Genomic DNA, 17,573 nt, shown 5'->3' with positions numbered 1-17,573 from the left:
AATTATCATAGCACCCTGCGCCTTGACTGTCAATCAACAGGGAAAAACAAAACCCGCGCTGTAGAGAAGCTCCATTCAGCGCGGGTCTGTTTTTATTTAATTTGTTCGATATCAGATACATGGTCAGCGATTCCCAAAAGGCTGTCACACATCCGAATTCCAGTCAATGTCACATCCGTATCTGCACCGCGCAGAAAGATCAGTTCTCTCAACTCCTGCTCCTGCACGATCCCGCAGTCCACAAGCCCCAGCACCTCATCCAGTACCAACAGGTCGCATTGACCAGTGGTCAGCACCTTTCTCGCAAAGCAGATACCATTTCGAATATTCTGTGCTTCTTCCCTCTGTTTGTCTTCCGGAAGAGATAAAAAGTCAGCATCCGATTTCTCAAACCGGAAGATTTTGATCTCCGGTTCCAGCTGCCGCTCAAATGTAGAATCCGTCAGGCCTCTCCCCTTCAAAAACTGAATCACTACTACACGTTTGCCGGATGCGGCAGCAATCAACGCTTCCCCGAGTGCCGCCATCGTTTTTCCATAGCCGTCCCCTGTAAAAATCTGAACTCTGCCCATAGTCGGAATTCCTTTCCCGATTTGTCTTTTCGTAAACATTTAATGCCGCAGATATACTATATGATGTCGATATTCTAGCATACCTTACCCTAATCTGCAACTATATCAGTCCATCCGCTCCAGCTTGCTGACCGATACCTCATAAGCGATACGCTTTTCCAGCTGATCCTCGGAAAGCTTTTTCATATATTCCCGGCTCTGGATCCGTCCCCATACCGCACAATGGGCACCAACCTCAAAGCTGCCTGCATATCTGGCATTCCTGCCCCAACAGATGCAGGGAATGTAATCCGATTTTCCGTAAGGTCTGTTGACCGCCAGCAGCACATCCGCGATCTCCCGACCCAGCGGCGTCTTACGGTAAACCGGCTCCTTACAGATATAACCGTCCAGATAAATCTGGTTTGTCCGCGCACTTTCCTCCAACTCATCCACGAATGTGATCTCCCTTGCAAACACAGATAAAATCAGCTTATTCCTGCGTTCTTCATGGCGGTTATACGAACGGAACTGTCCGTAAATGCTTACATATTCCCCCTCGTAATTCGCATCCACGTCGATCAGGCGCTCCGATACCATAACCGGGATGATATCATAGGATTCGCTCAGCCGCGCGACTTCCACATCCATCATGTAAAAGCCTTCACCGAAAATCTCATGGCTAAACGTAAATCCGCTGATAATTTTGCCCATTACTGCTGCCTGGTTGTTTTCAATTACCTTATCTGTCATTTTAAAGTTCTCCCTTCTTGTTACAAGAATTTTTTCCTGTCATGTAATTCCATTTTATGGGGTTTCTTCCTAATTTATGAATATACGGAGGCGCACAATTCTCCTTTTCCCGACATCTGCGCCCGCTTCCGGCAGTTTTTTCCTTATTTTTGTGTCGAAAAACAGCTCTTTGGGCGTTTTAATGGTTGCATCAGAAAAAAAGCGGTGCTATACTTGTACCGTTTAAACCCGGAAATGATGAAATACGCGGACGGAATGCCGCAGTACAAGCCGCTTTGGCGGCGGAATGTGAGGAAAAAATGAGACAGAAAAGAGAAGACGTGAGAAACGTTGCCATTATCGCCCATGTCGATCACGGCAAAACCACGCTGGTTGATGAGCTGTTAAAGCAAAGCGGTGTGTTCCGTGCCAATCAGGAAGTGGCAGAACGTGTGATGGACTCCAATGCCATTGAGCGCGAACGCGGTATCACCATCCTTTCTAAAAATACAGCCGTTACCTACAACGGCACAAAGATCAATATCATCGACACTCCCGGACATGCCGATTTCGGCGGCGAGGTAGAACGTGTCCTGAAAATGGTAAACGGCGTTATCCTCGTTGTAGACGCATTCGAAGGTCCCATGCCGCAGACCCGTTTCGTTCTGCGCAAAGCCCTGGAACTGCAGCTTCCCGTTATCGTCTGCATCAACAAGTGCGACCGTCCCGAAGCGCGTCCGCTGGAAGTACAGGATGAAGTTCTGGAGCTGTTCTTAGAGCTGGATGCTACTGACGAGCAGCTGGATTGCCCCTTTGTTTACGCATCCGCGAAAAACGGCAGTGCGACGACGAACCTGACCGTTAAGAATAAGGATATGAAGCCTCTGTTCGACACGATCCTGGACTACATTCCCGCTCCTGAGGGCGATCCGGATGCTGGTCTGCAGCTGTTGATCAGTACCATTGACTACAACGAATACGTCGGCAGAATCGGCGTCGGCAAAGTGGATAATGGCAAGGTTTCCGTCAATCAGGAGGTTGTCATCGTCAACCATCACGATCCCGACTCCACCAAGCGCGTAAAGGTCAGCAAGCTTTACGAGTTTGACGGTCTGAATAAAGTAGAAGTCCGCGAGGCGGGTATCGGCTCCATCGTTGCAATTTCCGGTATTGCAGACCTGCACATCGGAGACACGCTCTGCTCTCCCGATGCGCCCAACGCAATTCCGTTCCAGAAAATTTCCGAGCCTACCATTGCAATGTACTTCATGGTAAACGACTCTCCCCTTGCCGGCAAAGAAGGAAAATTCATCACCAGCCGTCATTTGAGAGAGCGTCTGTTCCGCGAATTAAATACTGACGTTTCCCTTCGCGTGGAAGAAACAGATTCCACCGATAGCTTTAAGGTATCCGGACGCGGCGAGCTGCATCTGTCCGTCCTGATCGAGAACATGCGCCGTGAGGGCTATGAGTTTGCAGTCAGCAAGGCTGAGGTTCTGTACCATTATGATGAAAAGGGTCACAAGCTCGAGCCTATGGAACAGGTATATATCGATGTTCCGGAAGAGTTTGCCGGAAACGTTATCGAAAAGCTCGGTCAGAGAAAGGGCGAACTGGTCAACATGACCCCCGGCCACAGCGGCACGACCCGCCTGGAATTCATGATTCCTTCCCGCGGTCTGATCGGCTACCGTGGTGAGTTCATGACCGACACCAAGGGCAACGGTATCATGAACGCTATATTTGACAGCTATGCGCCTTACAAGGGCGATATCCAGTACCGCAAGCAGGGCTCCCTGATCGCATTCGAGGCAGGCGATGCCATCACCTACGGTCTGTTCAATGCACAGGAGCGCGGCACACTGTTTATCGGAGCCGGTGAAAAGGTTTACGCCGGAATGGTTATCGGTCAGACCGGTCGCAGTGAAGACATCGAAGTCAATGTCTGCAAGACCAAGAAGCTGACTAACACCCGTTCTTCCAGCGCCGACGATGCCCTGCGCCTTTCCCCTCCGCGCATTTTAAGCCTGGAGCAGGCACTGGACTTCATCGACACAGACGAGCTTCTGGAGGTAACTCCAAAGTCTCTCAGAATCCGTAAAAAAATCCTGGATCACACCATGCGCAAGCGTGCTGCAATCCAGAACAAGTAAGCAAAAAAGAGAGCCGCAAGGCTCTCTTTTTTGCGCTACTTTCAAATTTCCGTAAGAAAATTTGAAAGGTTCCTTTTTTAGGGCGCTACTTCTAAAAGTTCCTTTTTTACTACTATAAATCTATCTTTAACTGTTCCTTAATTCTTTCCTTTTCGGTTTGAAACAGCCCTTTTTTGATTTCATAAAACAATCTGCTATATGTATTTTCCCTATCTGATTTTTGCAGAATAAACATAATCTTGTCTGGTCTGGAGCAATATGCTGTGATCGGAGCGTTCAGTAAAGTGGTCGGAATCGCCGCTTTGGCTCTGTCCACTTTATCGCTTCCTTTTATTTTTATGCGCGCATCATACCCAATGACTCCGTTCGCATTTCCGGTAGCCATTTCAAAATCATTCTCGCGTGTTACTAAATCTTTTTCTCCAATTTTATAACATTTGCTGTTTCGTAAATCCAACATCTGCTCCAAAACAGCCAGCTTGGAATACATCGTTTTCCTGTCTCTCCGCGGAGTGCATGCCTTTTGTGTCACCATTCCATTCAGACATGCTTCATAAAATTCGACCGCATTGAACATTTCACTTTTCATTCCCGCCAGGTGCATGAAATTATGCTTTCCAAATCTGACCTCATAAAAATTATAACCTTCCGTTTTCTTTTCCCGAAACAGAAATAGCAGTGTCGTATCAGCATATTCGGAATATCGGACGGCACTGCGATGCAGGATCGCCAACACCTCTTCCGACGTCAATATTTTTTCGTTTTTTATGCCGTATTTCATTATTCTCCTTAACGTAAAAGAGAAACCTTTGTATCAAAGGTTTCTCCATTTTACCTGCAAAACTGGTTTCGTTCCGGTGCTTTGCCACCACTTTACGAGCCTTTCACCCGTCCGACCTTATTATTCTCTGGCTGAAGAGTAAATGCAAAGTTTTAACGTTGCCAGTGCAACGGAAGCAAACACCTTATGCTTCGTGTCCTGTTTCCAGGAAGAGAGTTTTCTCTTGGTATTTATATTATACACAAAACATCCTGGAATATCAACTGATTCCAAAATTTTTCATATTTTTATCCCCAGCAGAAATTTTTTAATCCTTCAAAATCAGCTCCACCGGGCAGTGATCCGATCCCAGAACCGTTGTGTCGATCTTCGCATCCTCCAGTCTGTCTTTCAAACTTTCTGACGTCATAAAATAATCAATTCTCCATCCAGCATTTTTGCTGCGCGCCTGGAAGCGGTACGACCACCAGGAATAGATGCCCTCCTGATCCGGATAAAAATACCGGAACGTATCGATAAAGCCATTCTCCTGCAGCTTTGTCATCTTTGAGCGCTCTTCATCCGTAAAGCCCGCGTTTTTACGGTTGGTTTTCGGGTTCTTTAAATCAATCTCCTTGTGCGCAACATTCAAGTCTCCGCAGAAAATCACCGGCTTGTTCTCTTCCAGCTTCTTCAAATACGCGAAAAAGTCGTCCTCCCATTTCATCCGATAATCCAGCCGAGCCAGACCGTCCTGGGAATTGGGTGTATACACTGTAACCACATAATAGTCCGGGTATTCCAGCGTGATTACTCTGCCCTCGTGATCGTGTTCCTCAATTCCGATGCCGTATGCGACCGACAGAGGTTTCTGCTTTGTAAAAATCGCCGTCCCGGAATAGCCCTTTTTCTCCGCATAATTCCAGAACTGTTCATAGCCCGGCAGCTTCATCTCGATCTGCCCCGCCTGAAGCTTCGTCTCCTGCAAACAGAAAATATCGGCGTCCGCCTCGTTGAAAAAATCCATAAAGCCCTTTGTCATACAGGCGCGAAGCCCATTCACATTCCATGAAATCAATTTCATCCCAATTCTCCATTTCTATTACAACTATGCTCAGCCGCCACGAAATACAGCTTCTCCACCTCTTCGATGCCAGCCTTCGCTGCGGTTGCCTCTGTAATTTCTTTTTTCAATCCGGGCACACACTCTGCCGCAAGCAGCACCGTCAGCTCCACCTGATCCGTGTAAACCGTGTCCTCCGCTTCCAGACCGTTCTGGCGCAGGATGTACTGAATCCTTCCGATTCCATTATAGTCTGTGCAGATTTTTAAACGGACGCCGTAACGCATCGTCCCGATTTTGGACGCGGCAATTCCTTCTTTTACAGCGCCGGAATAGGCGCGCACCAGTCCGCCGGTGCCCAGCAGCACGCCGCCGAAATACCGCGTCACAACGACTGCGACGTTTCTTACGCCCTCGCCTAAAAGCACCTCCAGCATCGGACGTCCCGCCGTCCCGGAGGGCTCGCCATCGTCGCTGCAGCGCGTCAGCTCCGCTTTCGTGCCGATGACAAACGCCGAGCAATTATGCCGGGCGTCCCAGTATTTTTTCTTCATCTCATCAATAAACGCAACCGCCTCTGCTTCGGATTCGACCGGACGGACGTTTGCGATAAAGCGCGATTTTTTTTCCACCAGCTCTGCCTGACCGCCCTCCAGCACCATCCGGTAAGGCTCCCTGACCGTTTCTTTTTCTTCCATAAAAATTCTCCATTCTACAGCTGCCCTGCGGTTTCTCATCTGTCCGCTGACAGGCGTTTCCCGCTTCCCAACCAGTATAACAGCATTTCTTTTTGTGAACAATATCTTAATATGGCAGAAAAACCTTTATTTACCTGCCCGATTTTGCTATAATCAGGGGAGGTAATGTCCAAAACCAAGGAGGTTTCATTGCATGAATTATGGCAAAAAGAGTGTAAAACAGAAAAAGAAAGCACTCCAGTCCACATCTTCGAAGCTCGGACGCAAATGCCTGCTCACCTTTTCCAAGGTGCTGCTTTTATGCGTCATTGCAATCGGAATTATCGGCATCTGCGCCGGACTGGGGGTTTTCAAGGGGATTATAGATTCTGCACCTACCATCACACTGGAGGATGCAACTCCCACCCGATACTCTTCCTTTATTTATGACAGCAAGGGAAACCAGATGGCGAAGCTGATCGCCGAGGACTCCAACCGTGTCCCCGTTACGATGGATCAGATTCCCACCGATCTGGCAAACGCCTTTGTCGCCATCGAGGATGAGCGTTTTTACCAGCACAACGGTATCGACATCATGGGGATTCTCCGTGCCGGCGTAACCGCCGTAAAGACCGGCTTCAAACGGCAGGAGGGTGCCAGCACCATCACCCAGCAGCTGATCAAAAATACCGTTCTGACGACCTGGACTCAGGAAAAGACGCTGGGCGAACGAATCAAGCGAAAAGTCCAGGAGCAGTATCTTGCGATTCAGCTGGAAAAAGATACCAACGACAAATCCAAGATCCTGGAACAATACATGAACACGATCAACCTGGGCCAGAACACGCTGGGCGTACAGGCTGCCTCCAAGCGTTATTTCAACAAAAACGTCTGGGAGTTAAGCCTTTCCGAATGCGCAACCATCGCCGGAATCACCCAGAACCCGTCCAAGTATAATCCGCTGACCCATCCTGACAAAAACCAGGATCGCCGTGAAAAGGTGCTGACCAACATGCTTGAGCAGGGCTATATCACACAGGCGCAGTACGACGAGGCGGAATCGGATACTGACAGCTTATACCGCAGAATCCAGACCGCCAACCTCGAAGTCGGCGGAGATTCTTCCGTAGACTCTTACTATGCGGATGCAGTCAAAGAAGCCGTAACCGAAGACCTGATCGCAGCCGGCTATACCGAAACCCAGGCTTACGTCATGGTTTATTCCGGCGGTCTGAGCATTTTCTCCGCCATGGATCCCGATATTCAGGCGATCTGTGACTCCGTTGCTTCTGACGAATCCCTCTATCCGGACGGCACGCGCTGGCTGCTAAGCTACCAGCTGACCTACCGCGATCCTGATTCTGAGGAGGAAGGCGGCATCGTCAACATCAGCTCGGAAAAGTACAAATCCTATTATCAGGAAAACGGCGACAAAAACTTCAACCTCCTGTACAGCTCTCAGGAAGAGGCGAATGAAGCGATCGAGGCTTATAAGGCTGCTACGATTCCCGACAGTGCGGAAATTATCGGCGAATCCATCACCCTGACGCCCCAGCCCCAGATTTCCTTAACGATTGAGGATCAGTCCACGGGCTATGTCGTTGCCATGATCGGCGGCCGCGGCACCAAGGAAGGAAACCTGACTCTGAACCGCTCCACCGATGCGGTCCGTCAGCCGGGTTCCACCTTTAAGATCGTCTCCACCTACGCGCCCGCGCTGGACAGCGCCGGCATGACTCTCGCGGATGTCGAGGTCGACGGTCCCTTCAACTATGACAATGGCAGACCGGTATCCAACTGGTATTCCAGCGGCTACCGCGGCATCTGTTCCCTGCGGGATGGTATCCGGGACTCCTTAAATATCGTTACGGTAAAGGTCCTGACGCAAATCACTCCCCGTCTTGGCTATGAATATTTACAGAAATTCGGCTTTACCACGCTGGTAGACGGCGTAGAGAAAAACGGCAAGATTTTCTCCGACGTCCAGCAGGCCCTCGCCCTTGGAGGTATCACATATGGTGTAAAAAACATCGAATTAAACGCCTCCTATGCCACCATCGCAAACGGCGGGCAGTATATCAGACCCAAGCTGTATACGATTGTAAAAGATCACGACGGCAACGTTATTTTGGATAACACCAGCACCGAGGGTACGCAGGTCATCAAGCCCTCCACCGCATTCCTCTTAACGAGCGCAATGCAGGATGTTGTCACCTCCGGTACCGGTACTGCTGTCAACTTCGGCGGCATGTCCATCGCCGGTAAAACCGGTACGACGTCCGATTATAACGATATCTGGTTCTCCGGCTACACACCGTACTACACCTGTACGACCTGGACAGGTTATGACAACAACACAAAGCTGCGCAAGGGCGAAGAACGAAGCCTTGCAAAGAAGCTCTGGAAAGCAGTCATGAGTCAGGTGCATGAAGGTCTGGAAAACAAATCCTTCTCCCAGCCTGCCGATATCGTCGCTCAGACTGTCTGCGCGCAGTCTGGCAAGCTGCCGACCGCACTCTGCGGTGAAACCTTAAAGACAGAATATTTTGCTGTAGATACGGTTCCGACCGAAACCTGTGACGTACACTATCAGGGTAGTGTCTGCGCCTACAGCGGTCTTCCCGCAGCAGATGCCTGCCCCTTTGCAACGGAGGGTACTCTGGAAATGCTTCCGGAAAACGAACGTATCCTGACCGGTCAGGTGACCTCCGAGGATTCCCAGAGGGTCTGCGAGCACAGCTCTGTCTTCATGGCAACCCCCGGTGCAGATCAGATCATCGAGCAGGAACGGCTCGAGCTTCAGCTGCGCAGCAACTCTGCACAGTACGAAGCTCTGCTCGTAAGCCTGCAGCAGCAGCTCCAGACCGCAGTAGAGGACAAGGCGATTGCAGATCAAGAACTTGCAGCGGCTGCCGATGACAATGCAAAAGCGGCTGCACAGAGCGCTGTCGATGAGGCACAGCACCGAATCGACAGCCTCAACGCACAGATCAATCAGTTAAATGCCGCACAAACCTCTGTCCAGACACAGTCTGCCGCAGCTGCACCGTCTTCCGACGGCAGCGCAGCCGACAATGTCCCTGTCGATGATGGAAATGCAAACTAACGCGCTTACAGCGCATATCTGGAACTAAAAATAGCATCTATTTCCTATCGAGCAAAAAGCTCCTGTTGGAAACCACACTTGCTTTCGTGGTATGATTCCAACAGGAGCTCTTTTTTACTTATTTTTATTCATGACAATAGAATGCTCACAGAGCGTGCATTCTATTGTTTCCCGCTGTTCTTCTGTGCCAATTCCCTTGCGGTCTGCGGATCGATGACGATCTCCACAAACCGCCGCAGGACGGTGGCAGCTTCCGCCCTGGGCGACTTTTCCATCTATTATGCTTCTTCCGGCACTGCACCGAAAACTGCGCTCAGGTATAAAAATCCAGTGTATCCCTCCTGATTCAGCAGCGTCTGCACCGCATAGCCAGCCGGAACTACTACTCTCCAACGCTTTCCAAGATACCGAAAACGCACAACAACCGTCAGATCATTTCGTTTGCTCAGTTCCTCCATCGTGCTACGGTCAAAGCTCATCCAGTTCTTTCCGTCTATTTCCACAACTGCTCCGGGCGCTGCATTTTTGATCTGGCTGCGCACCGCTTTCTGGAATTCGGCATAGCCGGAGCTTTTCTGTACTGTCGTCTGCTCTTCCGAACCGGAAGCACCCGGATTAGAAACGGCGCTGTTTTTCATTTCTTCCTTTATGATCCGTTTCAGCACTGCGGACAGATTCACACCGCCGCCGCGCGGAACGATCACCGACCAGGTTCCATCCGGCCGCTGAAGGACCTGTGCTTTTCCTCCGGAAATGGATTCCAGCTCGTACCCTTCTGCAATCTGAATCGTAATCCCAAGCTCCTGATTTTCCTGCGCGACATCATACTCCCCGTATTTGGAGGTTCCGTTTACCGAAAAGCTGCCGCCCTCCGAATTGTTCCACCGGATCATATACCGGATCGTAGCATAAATCTTTTCATTCAGCTCCCCGATTGTTTCATCCTCCGGATCGTTCCCATACAGCCCATTGTCATAACTGTTCCAGATAAAATCTTCATTCTTTGCGACCAGCTCTCCCACCACGATATCCGGCAGACTGTTCAGAATATCCTCCTGCGAAGCGCCCGGGGCTGCATTCACATAAATCGCGTTCGCCTCTCCGCCGGCTTTCGCTTTCTCAAGGATCAACGTTCCCTTCTGGCTTCCGGCATCCCAGCAATTGATGCCCACGGCAAAAAAGTTTCTTTCTGCTGTCGATACCGTCCCTTTTACGATGACAGTCGTGCCGGCCCCTGCAATAATAGCGGGATACACGTATTCATAGCCCTCCGGTGCTTCGTAGAACGTTCCACCGGTCACATTTCCATCGACGGTAACCGTTGCGTTTTCTTGCGCAAACACGCCAGGGCCGACCTTCGTCTCTGCATCTCCTTTCACGCTTACCGATGCGTTTCCAACCGCTACAATGCCACTTAATGTTCCGCTTACGGAACCGCCTACCGTTACGTCAGCCTCTCCCCTTGCAACGACCGCTTCTATCCCGGAGACATCGCCTCCGACTTTTATCGTGCCGGTTTCTCCATCAATGCCGACTGAGTTTTCACCGGTTGCAGTCACATCACCTTTTACATGAACCGTGCTGTCTCCGCATGCCGAAGCTCCTGTCATGTATTCCCCGGAAACTTTCACATTTCCGGCTGTCGCTTTCGACCCGCTTTCTGCAATCACGCCGGTCGATTCTTTTCCGCCAACCTCCGTATCCCCGACCGTCAGCTTGCTGCCGTTTGACGCCAGAACACCTGTCTGGCGGTTCAAATCCGTTGCTGTTACCGTTCCGTTTACCGTCACAGTCCCTTTTTTTGCAACGACCGTATTGATTCCGTTTCCTGTCACATTTCCGTTTACGGTTAACGTAGCACCGTCTGAAACCAGACCGTCCGAAACGTTTCCGTTCACCGTCAGGTCAGCGCCCTCGACTGCCACCGCTCCCGGCGACATCACGCCTCCCTGCATCTCTCCGCTTACATCTCCCTCTACGACCTTCACCTTGCCGCCGCCTGCAGAAGCAGGCTGCGCATACACCGTCATCGGCATAACCGAAGCAGCCGTAAGCGCTGCTGTGAGCATCCAGGCAAGATAATGTTTTCGTTTCATTCTCCTTCCTCCCTTCCAATATGGGCAAACCGTAATAATGCACAAATTTTATCGTCTCTATAAAAATATTATATTTGATTTTTTCACTTTCTGCAATATAATGTAAAATATGACGTGTATTTTGTTCTAAATAACGGTTCTGAAGGAGGATGCTTTATGCAAATTCAGGAGCTTGCCGACTACACCGCACAAATACTGTTGGATTATTACGAAAACAGGATTCAGCCTTTTCTGGATGCCTGCGATGAGGACGTTCTCTGGATCGGCCCTGCTGTCGGACAGGTGATCCGCACGAAAAAAGCGCTCGTCGCAGCCTTTGCAGCCGAAAAACACGAACTGCGTTTTGCCGTCCACAACCTGACAGCGACTTTACTTCCGACCGGAAGCAGTCATGTTATGAATATCCTTCTTTCCTTTCTCGTCGATACCTTCTGGCCGGATGGAAGCTCCGGCCGCGTCTATCAACGGATCGTCTTTACCTGGGTATTCCACAATAACACGCCCTACATCCGTCTGTGCCATATTTCGAACGCGATTGCCTATGACAAACGGGACCGTATTTATCCGGTTCACTACGAAGAAACCTACCGGGATCAACTGGTTCTTGCCGGAGAAACCCGCTCTGACAGGCTCCGCTTCCGCGGCACACAAAAGACGCTGATCTATTTGAACTGGAGCTCCATCCTATATGCGGAAACCCACGGACGCCATACGATCCTCCATACCACCGACCAGGTCTATGAATCCGTCGAACGCCTCTCCGCCCTCGCGGAACGCTACGGTGCGTTCTTTATCCGTTGCCACGAAAGCTACCTCATCAATCCCTCCTTCGTCCAGAAAATCAGCCGCTTTCAGGTGCAGATGACCGACGGGCGGATCATCCCGATCCCGGAGAAAAAATATACCGCAGTGAGGGATCTTCTGCTGCCCCGCCAATCTTTTTCCAGCCCCTACTTCACAACACCTTTTTTCAAAATGATATTGGCATACTGGGCTTTTTCTCCGGTCGCTACCACGCAGTACGCCTTTTTGGCGCGCTCGTAATAGGCAAACCGCTCGATCTTATGCACCTCTGTGTCCGGCTCATAATAGTTCAGGAGAGCCTTATAAGCCTCCCAGATCACCGGTACAACCGTATCTCCCGGCACGACCTCCATCAGGACGAAATGCTCGGGATCGTACTGATCCAACGGAAACAACGGCAAAATCGCCGCCAAAAGCTCTGCCGTACCGATTCCATCCGCCCGGATCACCCGTTGTCCGATGCTGCTGGACGGAAAGTTCGCATCCGCCAGCACGATCTCGTCTCCGTGTCCCATTTCATCAAGAACTTTTAACAGCTCCGGTGAAATCAGTGGTGAAATTCCCTTCAACATATCGAATATCCCCTTAAACTTATTCTGCAGCAGCGCGCCTGCCACGCCGTATTTTCGCCGCACGCGCTGTCATCACACCAGGCTGCAGCGCCATACCTCCACGCCGCTGTCCTGGAATACCTCTCTCAGACGCTTCTGCACCTGTTCCGCAGTCACGCCTTTTTTCAGGATAACCTGTAAAAAGCCTCCGCCGCCTGCGCCGCAGATCATCTTTCCGTCGATCAGATCCTCCACGGAACTAAAGATCATATCAATACAGGTATTAGTACAGCCGCCATCCAGCCGTCTGGAAAGCTCCCAGTGCTGGTTCAGGAGCTGTGCAAAGCCGTCTACATTTCCCTTTTCCAGCTCAAAGCGCATCAAAACCGCTATCCGCTGGATCTCATAAAGCACCTCCACCGTATCCGGGTTACCGCTCACATAGCGGCTTACAATATCGCGCAGCAGGTTTCTTGCAAGCCTGCGCTGTCCGGAATAAATCAGGCAGAATCGCTCGTTTAACTCCTGCAGCGTCTCTGTGCTGATGCTGCATGGACTGCAGCCGATTTCCTGTACAATCGCTGCATCGCTGGTCACCATTTTGATTCCAGGCGCAAGCCCGCCCACCTGGTCCTGCCAGCCGCCGCCCGTGGACATAATCTGCTCCATGCACAGGACCCGGTTGTACAGCTCCTCCTGAGACAGCTCCTTTCCGAGCATCCGGTAAATCGCCTTGACACATGCGCCCGCAAGAATCGAGGACGTACCGAGGCCGCTGCCTCTCGGGATATGAATCACCTGTGTGGACAAATAGAGCCCGCTGCCGAGATTTTTCGTCACCTCTTCGACAGAAATCTGCTCCCGGTACGGAATGATGCCGCAGGCGATCAGCGCCGCCTTATGCAGGGCAAAGGGATCGTAAGGATTACTGGAATCCTGTAGCTGACTGATTTCAGAAAATGCCTGCTCTGCGCCGCTGTCCGCGCTGGCCAGCACGATCTGATTGCCCGGAATCTTTTTCACAACTGCCTCGACAGGATTTTGTCCGTCCAGCTTCACCGCCGCATTCAGCACCGTTCCGCCGTGCTCCATGCAATATGGAGGCGTATCGCTCCAGCCGCCGCCCCAGTTGACGCGCACGGGCAGGCGTACCACCACTTCCTCCTGCTCCATTTTTGCCATCGGATCGTAGGAAAGCCCTGCCACCGCCCCGACAAGAATCGCGTTTCGGATCGTATCCAGGCACAGGTCAAGATACTTATCCTGCTTCGTCAGACAGGACAGCGCATAATAAATCCGGATTTTCCGGGAAAATTCAAACAGCTCCTGTTCGTCCAGCTTTTCCGCCAGACCGCAAAGCTGCCGGATTACGCGCGCATTGATCTCCCCGTTGAACACCTTCACCGCCTCATGGAGGTTATCCTTTTTATCGATGGCCTCCAACAGGGATTCGATTTTTACCTTATCCTCCAGCTTATCCTGCCAGGGCAGAATCGCCGTTACATCCGCCTGGTTGAAGCTGTCTTTTAAAGAAATCCCGTCTTCCAGTGTTGGAAAACCGTCTTCATATGCACGCAGTGTCGCAGATACTGCTTCCTGAATCGTATTTCGAATCGGATAAACTGCCGCCGTCCACAACGGTTCGCCGATCTTTTTTCCAAATAATGCCGCTTCCTTCGGATTGTCGCAAACGCCGTACATCCGGACAACAAACCTGCCGTCCTGCAGCTTTAGCCCATGCAGTACCGTATCCGCCGGAACGCTCTGTCCATCCAGCGTCACGCCGGAGATCACGCAGCGCTCCCCGACAACCGTACCATGATGCAAATAGCTGTCTTCGATATAGCTTCCCGCGCCAACGTCTGCACGCAGACTGATATAGCTGTTTCCAGCCCCATAGCTTTTTTCCTGACTGTTGGTGTTGATCCTCGCCTGCCAGCCCAGATGCGTAAATTGCTCCATCCCCTCCGTCATCAGATGCAGCAGCTCCCGGGTCGTCCCAAAATGGATAAATGCCGCCGGTGACATCCGGATCAGCTTCATCTGATAGGGATGCAGCGCCGCCCAGATTTTTTCCCGGCAGGCTCTCAGCTCCGGTGTAAACTCACCCTCGGGCGTCTCCTGATAATACTGCTCCAGGGTGGAATCCGACGCCAGTGGATACAGAAAGTCCGCATAAAACGAAAGCCGCGCCTGTTCGTTGACACAGGCGGCAAACTTTTCCTCTGTGTCGATCAGACTGTAAAGGGAATTGAGCAGGTCTACGCTCATCATAACCGCGCCGGTGTCGATATCCACATGCCCGTGCTCGTCCATCGCACCCATTTCGTGCAGCTGCTCTACGGTCTTTTTATGTAAAAATCCGCCGACATTTCCTTCCCTGTCCCGTCTGTATACACCATGGTTTTTGCCGATTTCTGCAGGCTCCTTGATCGACAGCGCCGCAGCGCCTTTTCCGTAAAAATCGATCTGCAGCGGGTTAAACAGCAGCAGCACATCCCCGGAGCAGACAAGCATTCCGGCGTTCATCCGCGCCGCAACACCGCACATGGCAATCATAAATTCGTCGAACAGCGTCGATCTGCGGCCGTTTGGAAGAATCCGCGGCACGGGGGAAAAGAGCTTGCCGCAGGCAGAATACTGGGGCACGCGCTTACTGTCCCCGCCGGAATGGATGACCAGAATGCGCTTGCCGTCAAAGGCGTGGCAAGCTGCTTCGCCGGGCTGCGCAGACACAAACTGACTACTCTCCACTGCGCCGTCACCCTGCACTGCGCTATGCAGCACGGCAGCCGGACTCTGCTTACCCGCCGCATGCTCCCGGATATAGCGCAGCACATTTAAAGTCGCGCCGCCGCTTCCGACACGCTTGCCGTCCGGATCAGGCAGCACCGCATAGTGTGTCTTTTCCGGGAGCATCTGATGCTTTAAGCGGTAGGAAATCTGCGCACGATATGCCTGAGCCTGGGCCTCGTTCGAAGCCGTCAGCACCACATAATCCCACAACGGCAGGTTCGGGTTGTGCAGAATTTCCTCATACTGTTTCGTACAGTCCCGATAAGACTGCTGTAAAAATAACGTCTGATAAGACAATCAAATACACATCCTCTCTTGTATTTCATGGCTGCAGATACCAAAATCCAGCTCCTTCTGCAGACCTCTCACTACTGGTAGGATAGCATATTCCGGGCGCTATTTCCACTGAAAAACGGCAATTCCGACAGCCGCTACAGCAAGTCCGATCGCCTTTCTCCACTCCCACGCTGCTTTTTCAACGCCGAATAGCCCAAACAGCTCCACAAGGTATGCCGCCGCGATCTGCGCCACCACGATAAACAGAACCGCCCTTGCAGGTCCAAGCATCGCCATCGCCTTAATCACTGTCCAGGTAATCCCGGCGCCGAGTACGCCGCCAAGCAGCAGATACTTCGGCTCGCTCCTAAACACGGCAAACAGATTCGACCGGTCCGCTGCAAGCCAAACTGCCAGGCACGACAGCAGCGCCGTCGCCTGCACAAACACATTCGCAGACCAGATGCTCGACGCTTTTGTGACCTGTGTATTGAAAATGCCCTGCACGCTCATCAGAACCCCGGATAAAACTGCAATCAAAAATCCAACCATCCTGCAAGCCTCCTTCTTCCGTCCGCCCTGACAGCGTCCGGTATGAAATACAGTATGCGTTATGGTTGGATTTTTATACACGTTCTTATTCTTCTTCGCTCTCGGCGTAATCGATTTGGGTCTCCGTAGGCACTTCGATATATTCTTCTTCCACGTACTGCGTGCCGGTTACCTGTGTCATGATTTTTTCCGAAAGGTCTTTTAAAACGTCCGAAACGTTTTCTCCCTCCCAGATTTTCGTCTCCGCGATCTCCATCTGTACCCAGAAGTTCGCAGTCGCCATCAGCTTCGGCACCGGAACCGTCTGGCTGTATTCCTGCCAGAACGCTGCCATCTCCTCCGTCTGCTGCGCTGCGCTCTTTTTGGCAGGCACAAGGGTACTGCGGTCAAACAGCTTATCCGCGCTGTCCGTGCAAAGCCATGCTGCGAAATTATCCGCCTCGTCCTGATGCTTACCGTAGCCGTTTACAACAATGCTTCCGGTCACGGAAATACCGCGGGAGCAAACCGTTTCACTGATATCCGGCAGGGACGCTACGCCGTATTCCCACGCAAAGCTTCCGTCTGCCTTCGCCTGCACAACCCGATCCAGAATATCGGTGGTCGCGATCGTATAAACCAGCTTTCCATCCAAAAAATCCTGCACAACCTGGTCGTAGCTCGAAGTCGCCGCATCGATCGAGAAAAACTGACTCAGCTTCTGGTACGTCGCAAGCCCGTAAACCGCATCCTGATTATAGATGTTGATCCGGGACGAATCATCCCCGCAGCTTCCGCCAACGGTGATATAATTTCCTGCAAAGAAATAATTATAGAAAAAATCAGATACATCCCATCGGAAAACCGATTCTACCGTTTCCGGCGCGTTGTACTCATCCGCAAAATTCCGGATATCTTCAATCGTTTTCGGAATCAGGGACACCTCGTCCGTTTCCAGCTCTGCCGCCGCCTGCTCCAGATACGTCTGGTTGTATACAAGCGCACTGGTTTCAAAATACAGCGGATAAGCAACCGCATGTCCCTGATAGGTCACAGCGTCCAGTGCAGTCTGCGGAAAATTTTCGGTATTCAGGACAGCATTCTGATCCTTCACATTTACCGCCAGCCCGGCAAGGTACGCTTTTTCCAGTCCGTCATTGCTGATCAGGTAAACATCCGGCATCGATTCCTCTGCGATGGAAGCGTCGTTTACTGCCTCGAGATATTCCAGACCGCTTTTCAAAACCGGAACAACACGCACGCCGATCGCATCCTGATATTCAAGCGCCATCGCGGAAAGATAATCCTCCAGTTTTTCCTCGGTATACCATACCGTCAGCGTCGGTTTGGACGACAAAATACCGTCCGTAGAAACGCCTGCCTTATCCATGGCAGAGACGCCCGCATAAATCAAAGCTCCCGCAGCACAGACACCGCAGACCGCCCCGATCAGTTTTGGGTAAAAAGACATGTTCCT

At 51.4% G+C, this 17,573-nt stretch carries 13 protein-coding genes; 3 read left to right on the top strand and 10 right to left on the bottom strand.

From position 1 onward, the window contains the following. Positions 1-92: 92 nt before the first annotated feature. Together ACLTOQ_RS02395 and ACLTOQ_RS02390 are read right to left on the bottom strand one after the other, a co-directional pair. A complete protein-coding gene (locus tag ACLTOQ_RS02395) occupies positions 93-572 on the bottom strand; it encodes a cob(I)yrinic acid a,c-diamide adenosyltransferase (protein ID WP_021916364.1) in 480 nt (159 codons plus the stop codon). 105 nt (positions 573-677) lie between these two features. Next, on the bottom strand, positions 678-1,304 hold the full coding sequence (locus ACLTOQ_RS02390) for a single-stranded DNA-binding protein (RefSeq protein WP_117961044.1): 627 nt from the start codon (positions 1,302-1,304) through the stop codon (positions 678-680). A gap of 299 nt (positions 1,305-1,603) precedes the next feature. On the opposite strand from ACLTOQ_RS02390, the gene typA reads away from it, so the two are divergent. Continuing rightward, entirely contained in the window at positions 1,604-3,436 is a 1,833-nt protein-coding gene (gene typA, locus ACLTOQ_RS02385; protein WP_021916365.1) for a translational GTPase TypA, read from the top strand. 112 nt (positions 3,437-3,548) lie between these two features. Here the strand turns inward: typA and ACLTOQ_RS02380 are convergent, their stop codons facing one another. The 3 genes from ACLTOQ_RS02380 to ACLTOQ_RS02370 all read right to left on the bottom strand — a co-directional run bounded on the left by ACLTOQ_RS02380 (position 3,549) and on the right by ACLTOQ_RS02370 (position 5,957). Then, entirely contained in the window at positions 3,549-4,217 is a 669-nt protein-coding gene (locus ACLTOQ_RS02380; protein WP_021916366.1) for a PBECR4 domain-containing protein, read from the bottom strand. Between the two features lie 307 nt (positions 4,218-4,524). Continuing rightward, positions 4,525-5,280, bottom strand: coding sequence for an exodeoxyribonuclease III (locus ACLTOQ_RS02375; protein WP_021916367.1), 756 nt, complete (start codon positions 5,278-5,280; stop codon positions 4,525-4,527). Continuing rightward, entirely contained in the window at positions 5,277-5,957 is a 681-nt protein-coding gene (locus ACLTOQ_RS02370) for a YigZ family protein (RefSeq protein ID WP_337598604.1), read from the bottom strand. Before ACLTOQ_RS02370 ends, ACLTOQ_RS02375 begins: the two co-directional genes overlap by 4 nt. Before the next feature lie 193 nt (positions 5,958-6,150). Here ACLTOQ_RS02370 and ACLTOQ_RS02365 point away from each other — a divergent pair, with 193 nt between their 5' ends. Continuing rightward, a complete protein-coding gene (locus ACLTOQ_RS02365) occupies positions 6,151-9,042 on the top strand; it encodes a transglycosylase domain-containing protein (protein ID WP_412279652.1) in 2,892 nt (963 codons plus the stop codon). Positions 9,043-9,320: 278 nt separating this feature from the next. Here ACLTOQ_RS02365 and ACLTOQ_RS02360 read toward each other — a convergent pair whose 3' ends face one another. Continuing rightward, the gene (locus tag ACLTOQ_RS02360) at positions 9,321-11,138 is read right to left on the bottom strand and encodes a hypothetical protein (RefSeq protein ID WP_337598602.1); all 1,818 of its coding nucleotides are present in this window, start codon (positions 11,136-11,138) and stop codon (positions 9,321-9,323) included. Between the two features lie 156 nt (positions 11,139-11,294). On the opposite strand from ACLTOQ_RS02360, the gene ACLTOQ_RS02355 reads away from it, so the two are divergent. Next, positions 11,295-12,182, top strand: a complete 888-nt coding sequence (locus ACLTOQ_RS02355; protein ID WP_412318643.1) for a LytTR family DNA-binding domain-containing protein — start codon at positions 11,295-11,297, stop codon at positions 12,180-12,182. Here ACLTOQ_RS02355 and fucU read toward each other — a convergent pair. From fucU to ACLTOQ_RS02335, 4 genes are all read right to left on the bottom strand, one after another. Further along, complete coding sequence (fucU, locus tag ACLTOQ_RS02350; protein ID WP_021916371.1) at positions 12,089-12,514, bottom strand: L-fucose mutarotase; 426 nt, start codon at positions 12,512-12,514, stop codon at positions 12,089-12,091. The genes ACLTOQ_RS02355 and fucU overlap by 94 nt on opposite strands. A gap of 72 nt (positions 12,515-12,586) precedes the next feature. Beyond that, positions 12,587-15,586 (bottom strand): L-fucokinase, encoded by a 3,000-nt coding sequence (locus ACLTOQ_RS02345; RefSeq protein ID WP_412318642.1) that lies wholly within the window; start codon positions 15,584-15,586, stop codon positions 12,587-12,589. Positions 15,587-15,685: 99 nt separating this feature from the next. Continuing rightward, positions 15,686-16,117, bottom strand: coding sequence for a DMT family transporter (locus ACLTOQ_RS02340; RefSeq protein ID WP_021916373.1), 432 nt, complete (start codon positions 16,115-16,117; stop codon positions 15,686-15,688). Positions 16,118-16,202: 85 nt separating this feature from the next. Further along, positions 16,203-17,567, bottom strand: coding sequence for a sugar ABC transporter substrate-binding protein (locus ACLTOQ_RS02335; RefSeq protein WP_412318641.1), 1,365 nt, complete (start codon positions 17,565-17,567; stop codon positions 16,203-16,205). Between the last annotated feature and the right edge of the window lie 6 nt (positions 17,568-17,573).

Source organism: Gallintestinimicrobium sp., assembly GCF_046968865.1.
Taxonomy (GTDB): domain Bacteria; phylum Bacillota; class Clostridia; order Lachnospirales; family Lachnospiraceae; genus Gallintestinimicrobium; species Gallintestinimicrobium propionicum.
This window is presented reverse-complemented; position numbering and strand designations above follow the sequence as displayed.

Excerpts from the sequence above, each read along its gene's own strand:
- ACLTOQ_RS02365 (WP_412279652.1), top strand. The coding sequence starts at position 6,151 with ATGAATTATGGCAAAAAGAGTGTAAAACAGAAAAAGAAAGCACTCCAG.
- ACLTOQ_RS02390 (WP_117961044.1), bottom strand. The coding sequence starts at position 1,304 with ATGACAGATAAGGTAATTGAAAACAACCAGGCAGCAGTAATGGGCAAA.
- ACLTOQ_RS02355 (WP_412318643.1), top strand. The coding sequence starts at position 11,295 with ATGCAAATTCAGGAGCTTGCCGACTACACCGCACAAATACTGTTGGAT.
- ACLTOQ_RS02335 (WP_412318641.1), bottom strand. The coding sequence starts at position 17,567 with ATGTCTTTTTACCCAAAACTGATCGGGGCGGTCTGCGGTGTCTGTGCT.
- typA (WP_021916365.1), top strand. The coding sequence starts at position 1,604 with ATGAGACAGAAAAGAGAAGACGTGAGAAACGTTGCCATTATCGCCCAT.
- ACLTOQ_RS02380 (WP_021916366.1), bottom strand. The coding sequence starts at position 4,217 with ATGAAATACGGCATAAAAAACGAAAAAATATTGACGTCGGAAGAGGTG.
- ACLTOQ_RS02395 (WP_021916364.1), bottom strand. The coding sequence starts at position 572 with ATGGGCAGAGTTCAGATTTTTACAGGGGACGGCTATGGAAAAACGATG.
- ACLTOQ_RS02375 (WP_021916367.1), bottom strand. The coding sequence starts at position 5,280 with ATGAAATTGATTTCATGGAATGTGAATGGGCTTCGCGCCTGTATGACA.
- ACLTOQ_RS02360 (WP_337598602.1), bottom strand. The coding sequence starts at position 11,138 with ATGAAACGAAAACATTATCTTGCCTGGATGCTCACAGCAGCGCTTACG.
- ACLTOQ_RS02340 (WP_021916373.1), bottom strand. The coding sequence starts at position 16,117 with ATGGTTGGATTTTTGATTGCAGTTTTATCCGGGGTTCTGATGAGCGTG.
- ACLTOQ_RS02370 (WP_337598604.1), bottom strand. The coding sequence starts at position 5,957 with ATGGAAGAAAAAGAAACGGTCAGGGAGCCTTACCGGATGGTGCTGGAG.
- fucU (WP_021916371.1), bottom strand. The coding sequence starts at position 12,514 with ATGTTGAAGGGAATTTCACCACTGATTTCACCGGAGCTGTTAAAAGTT.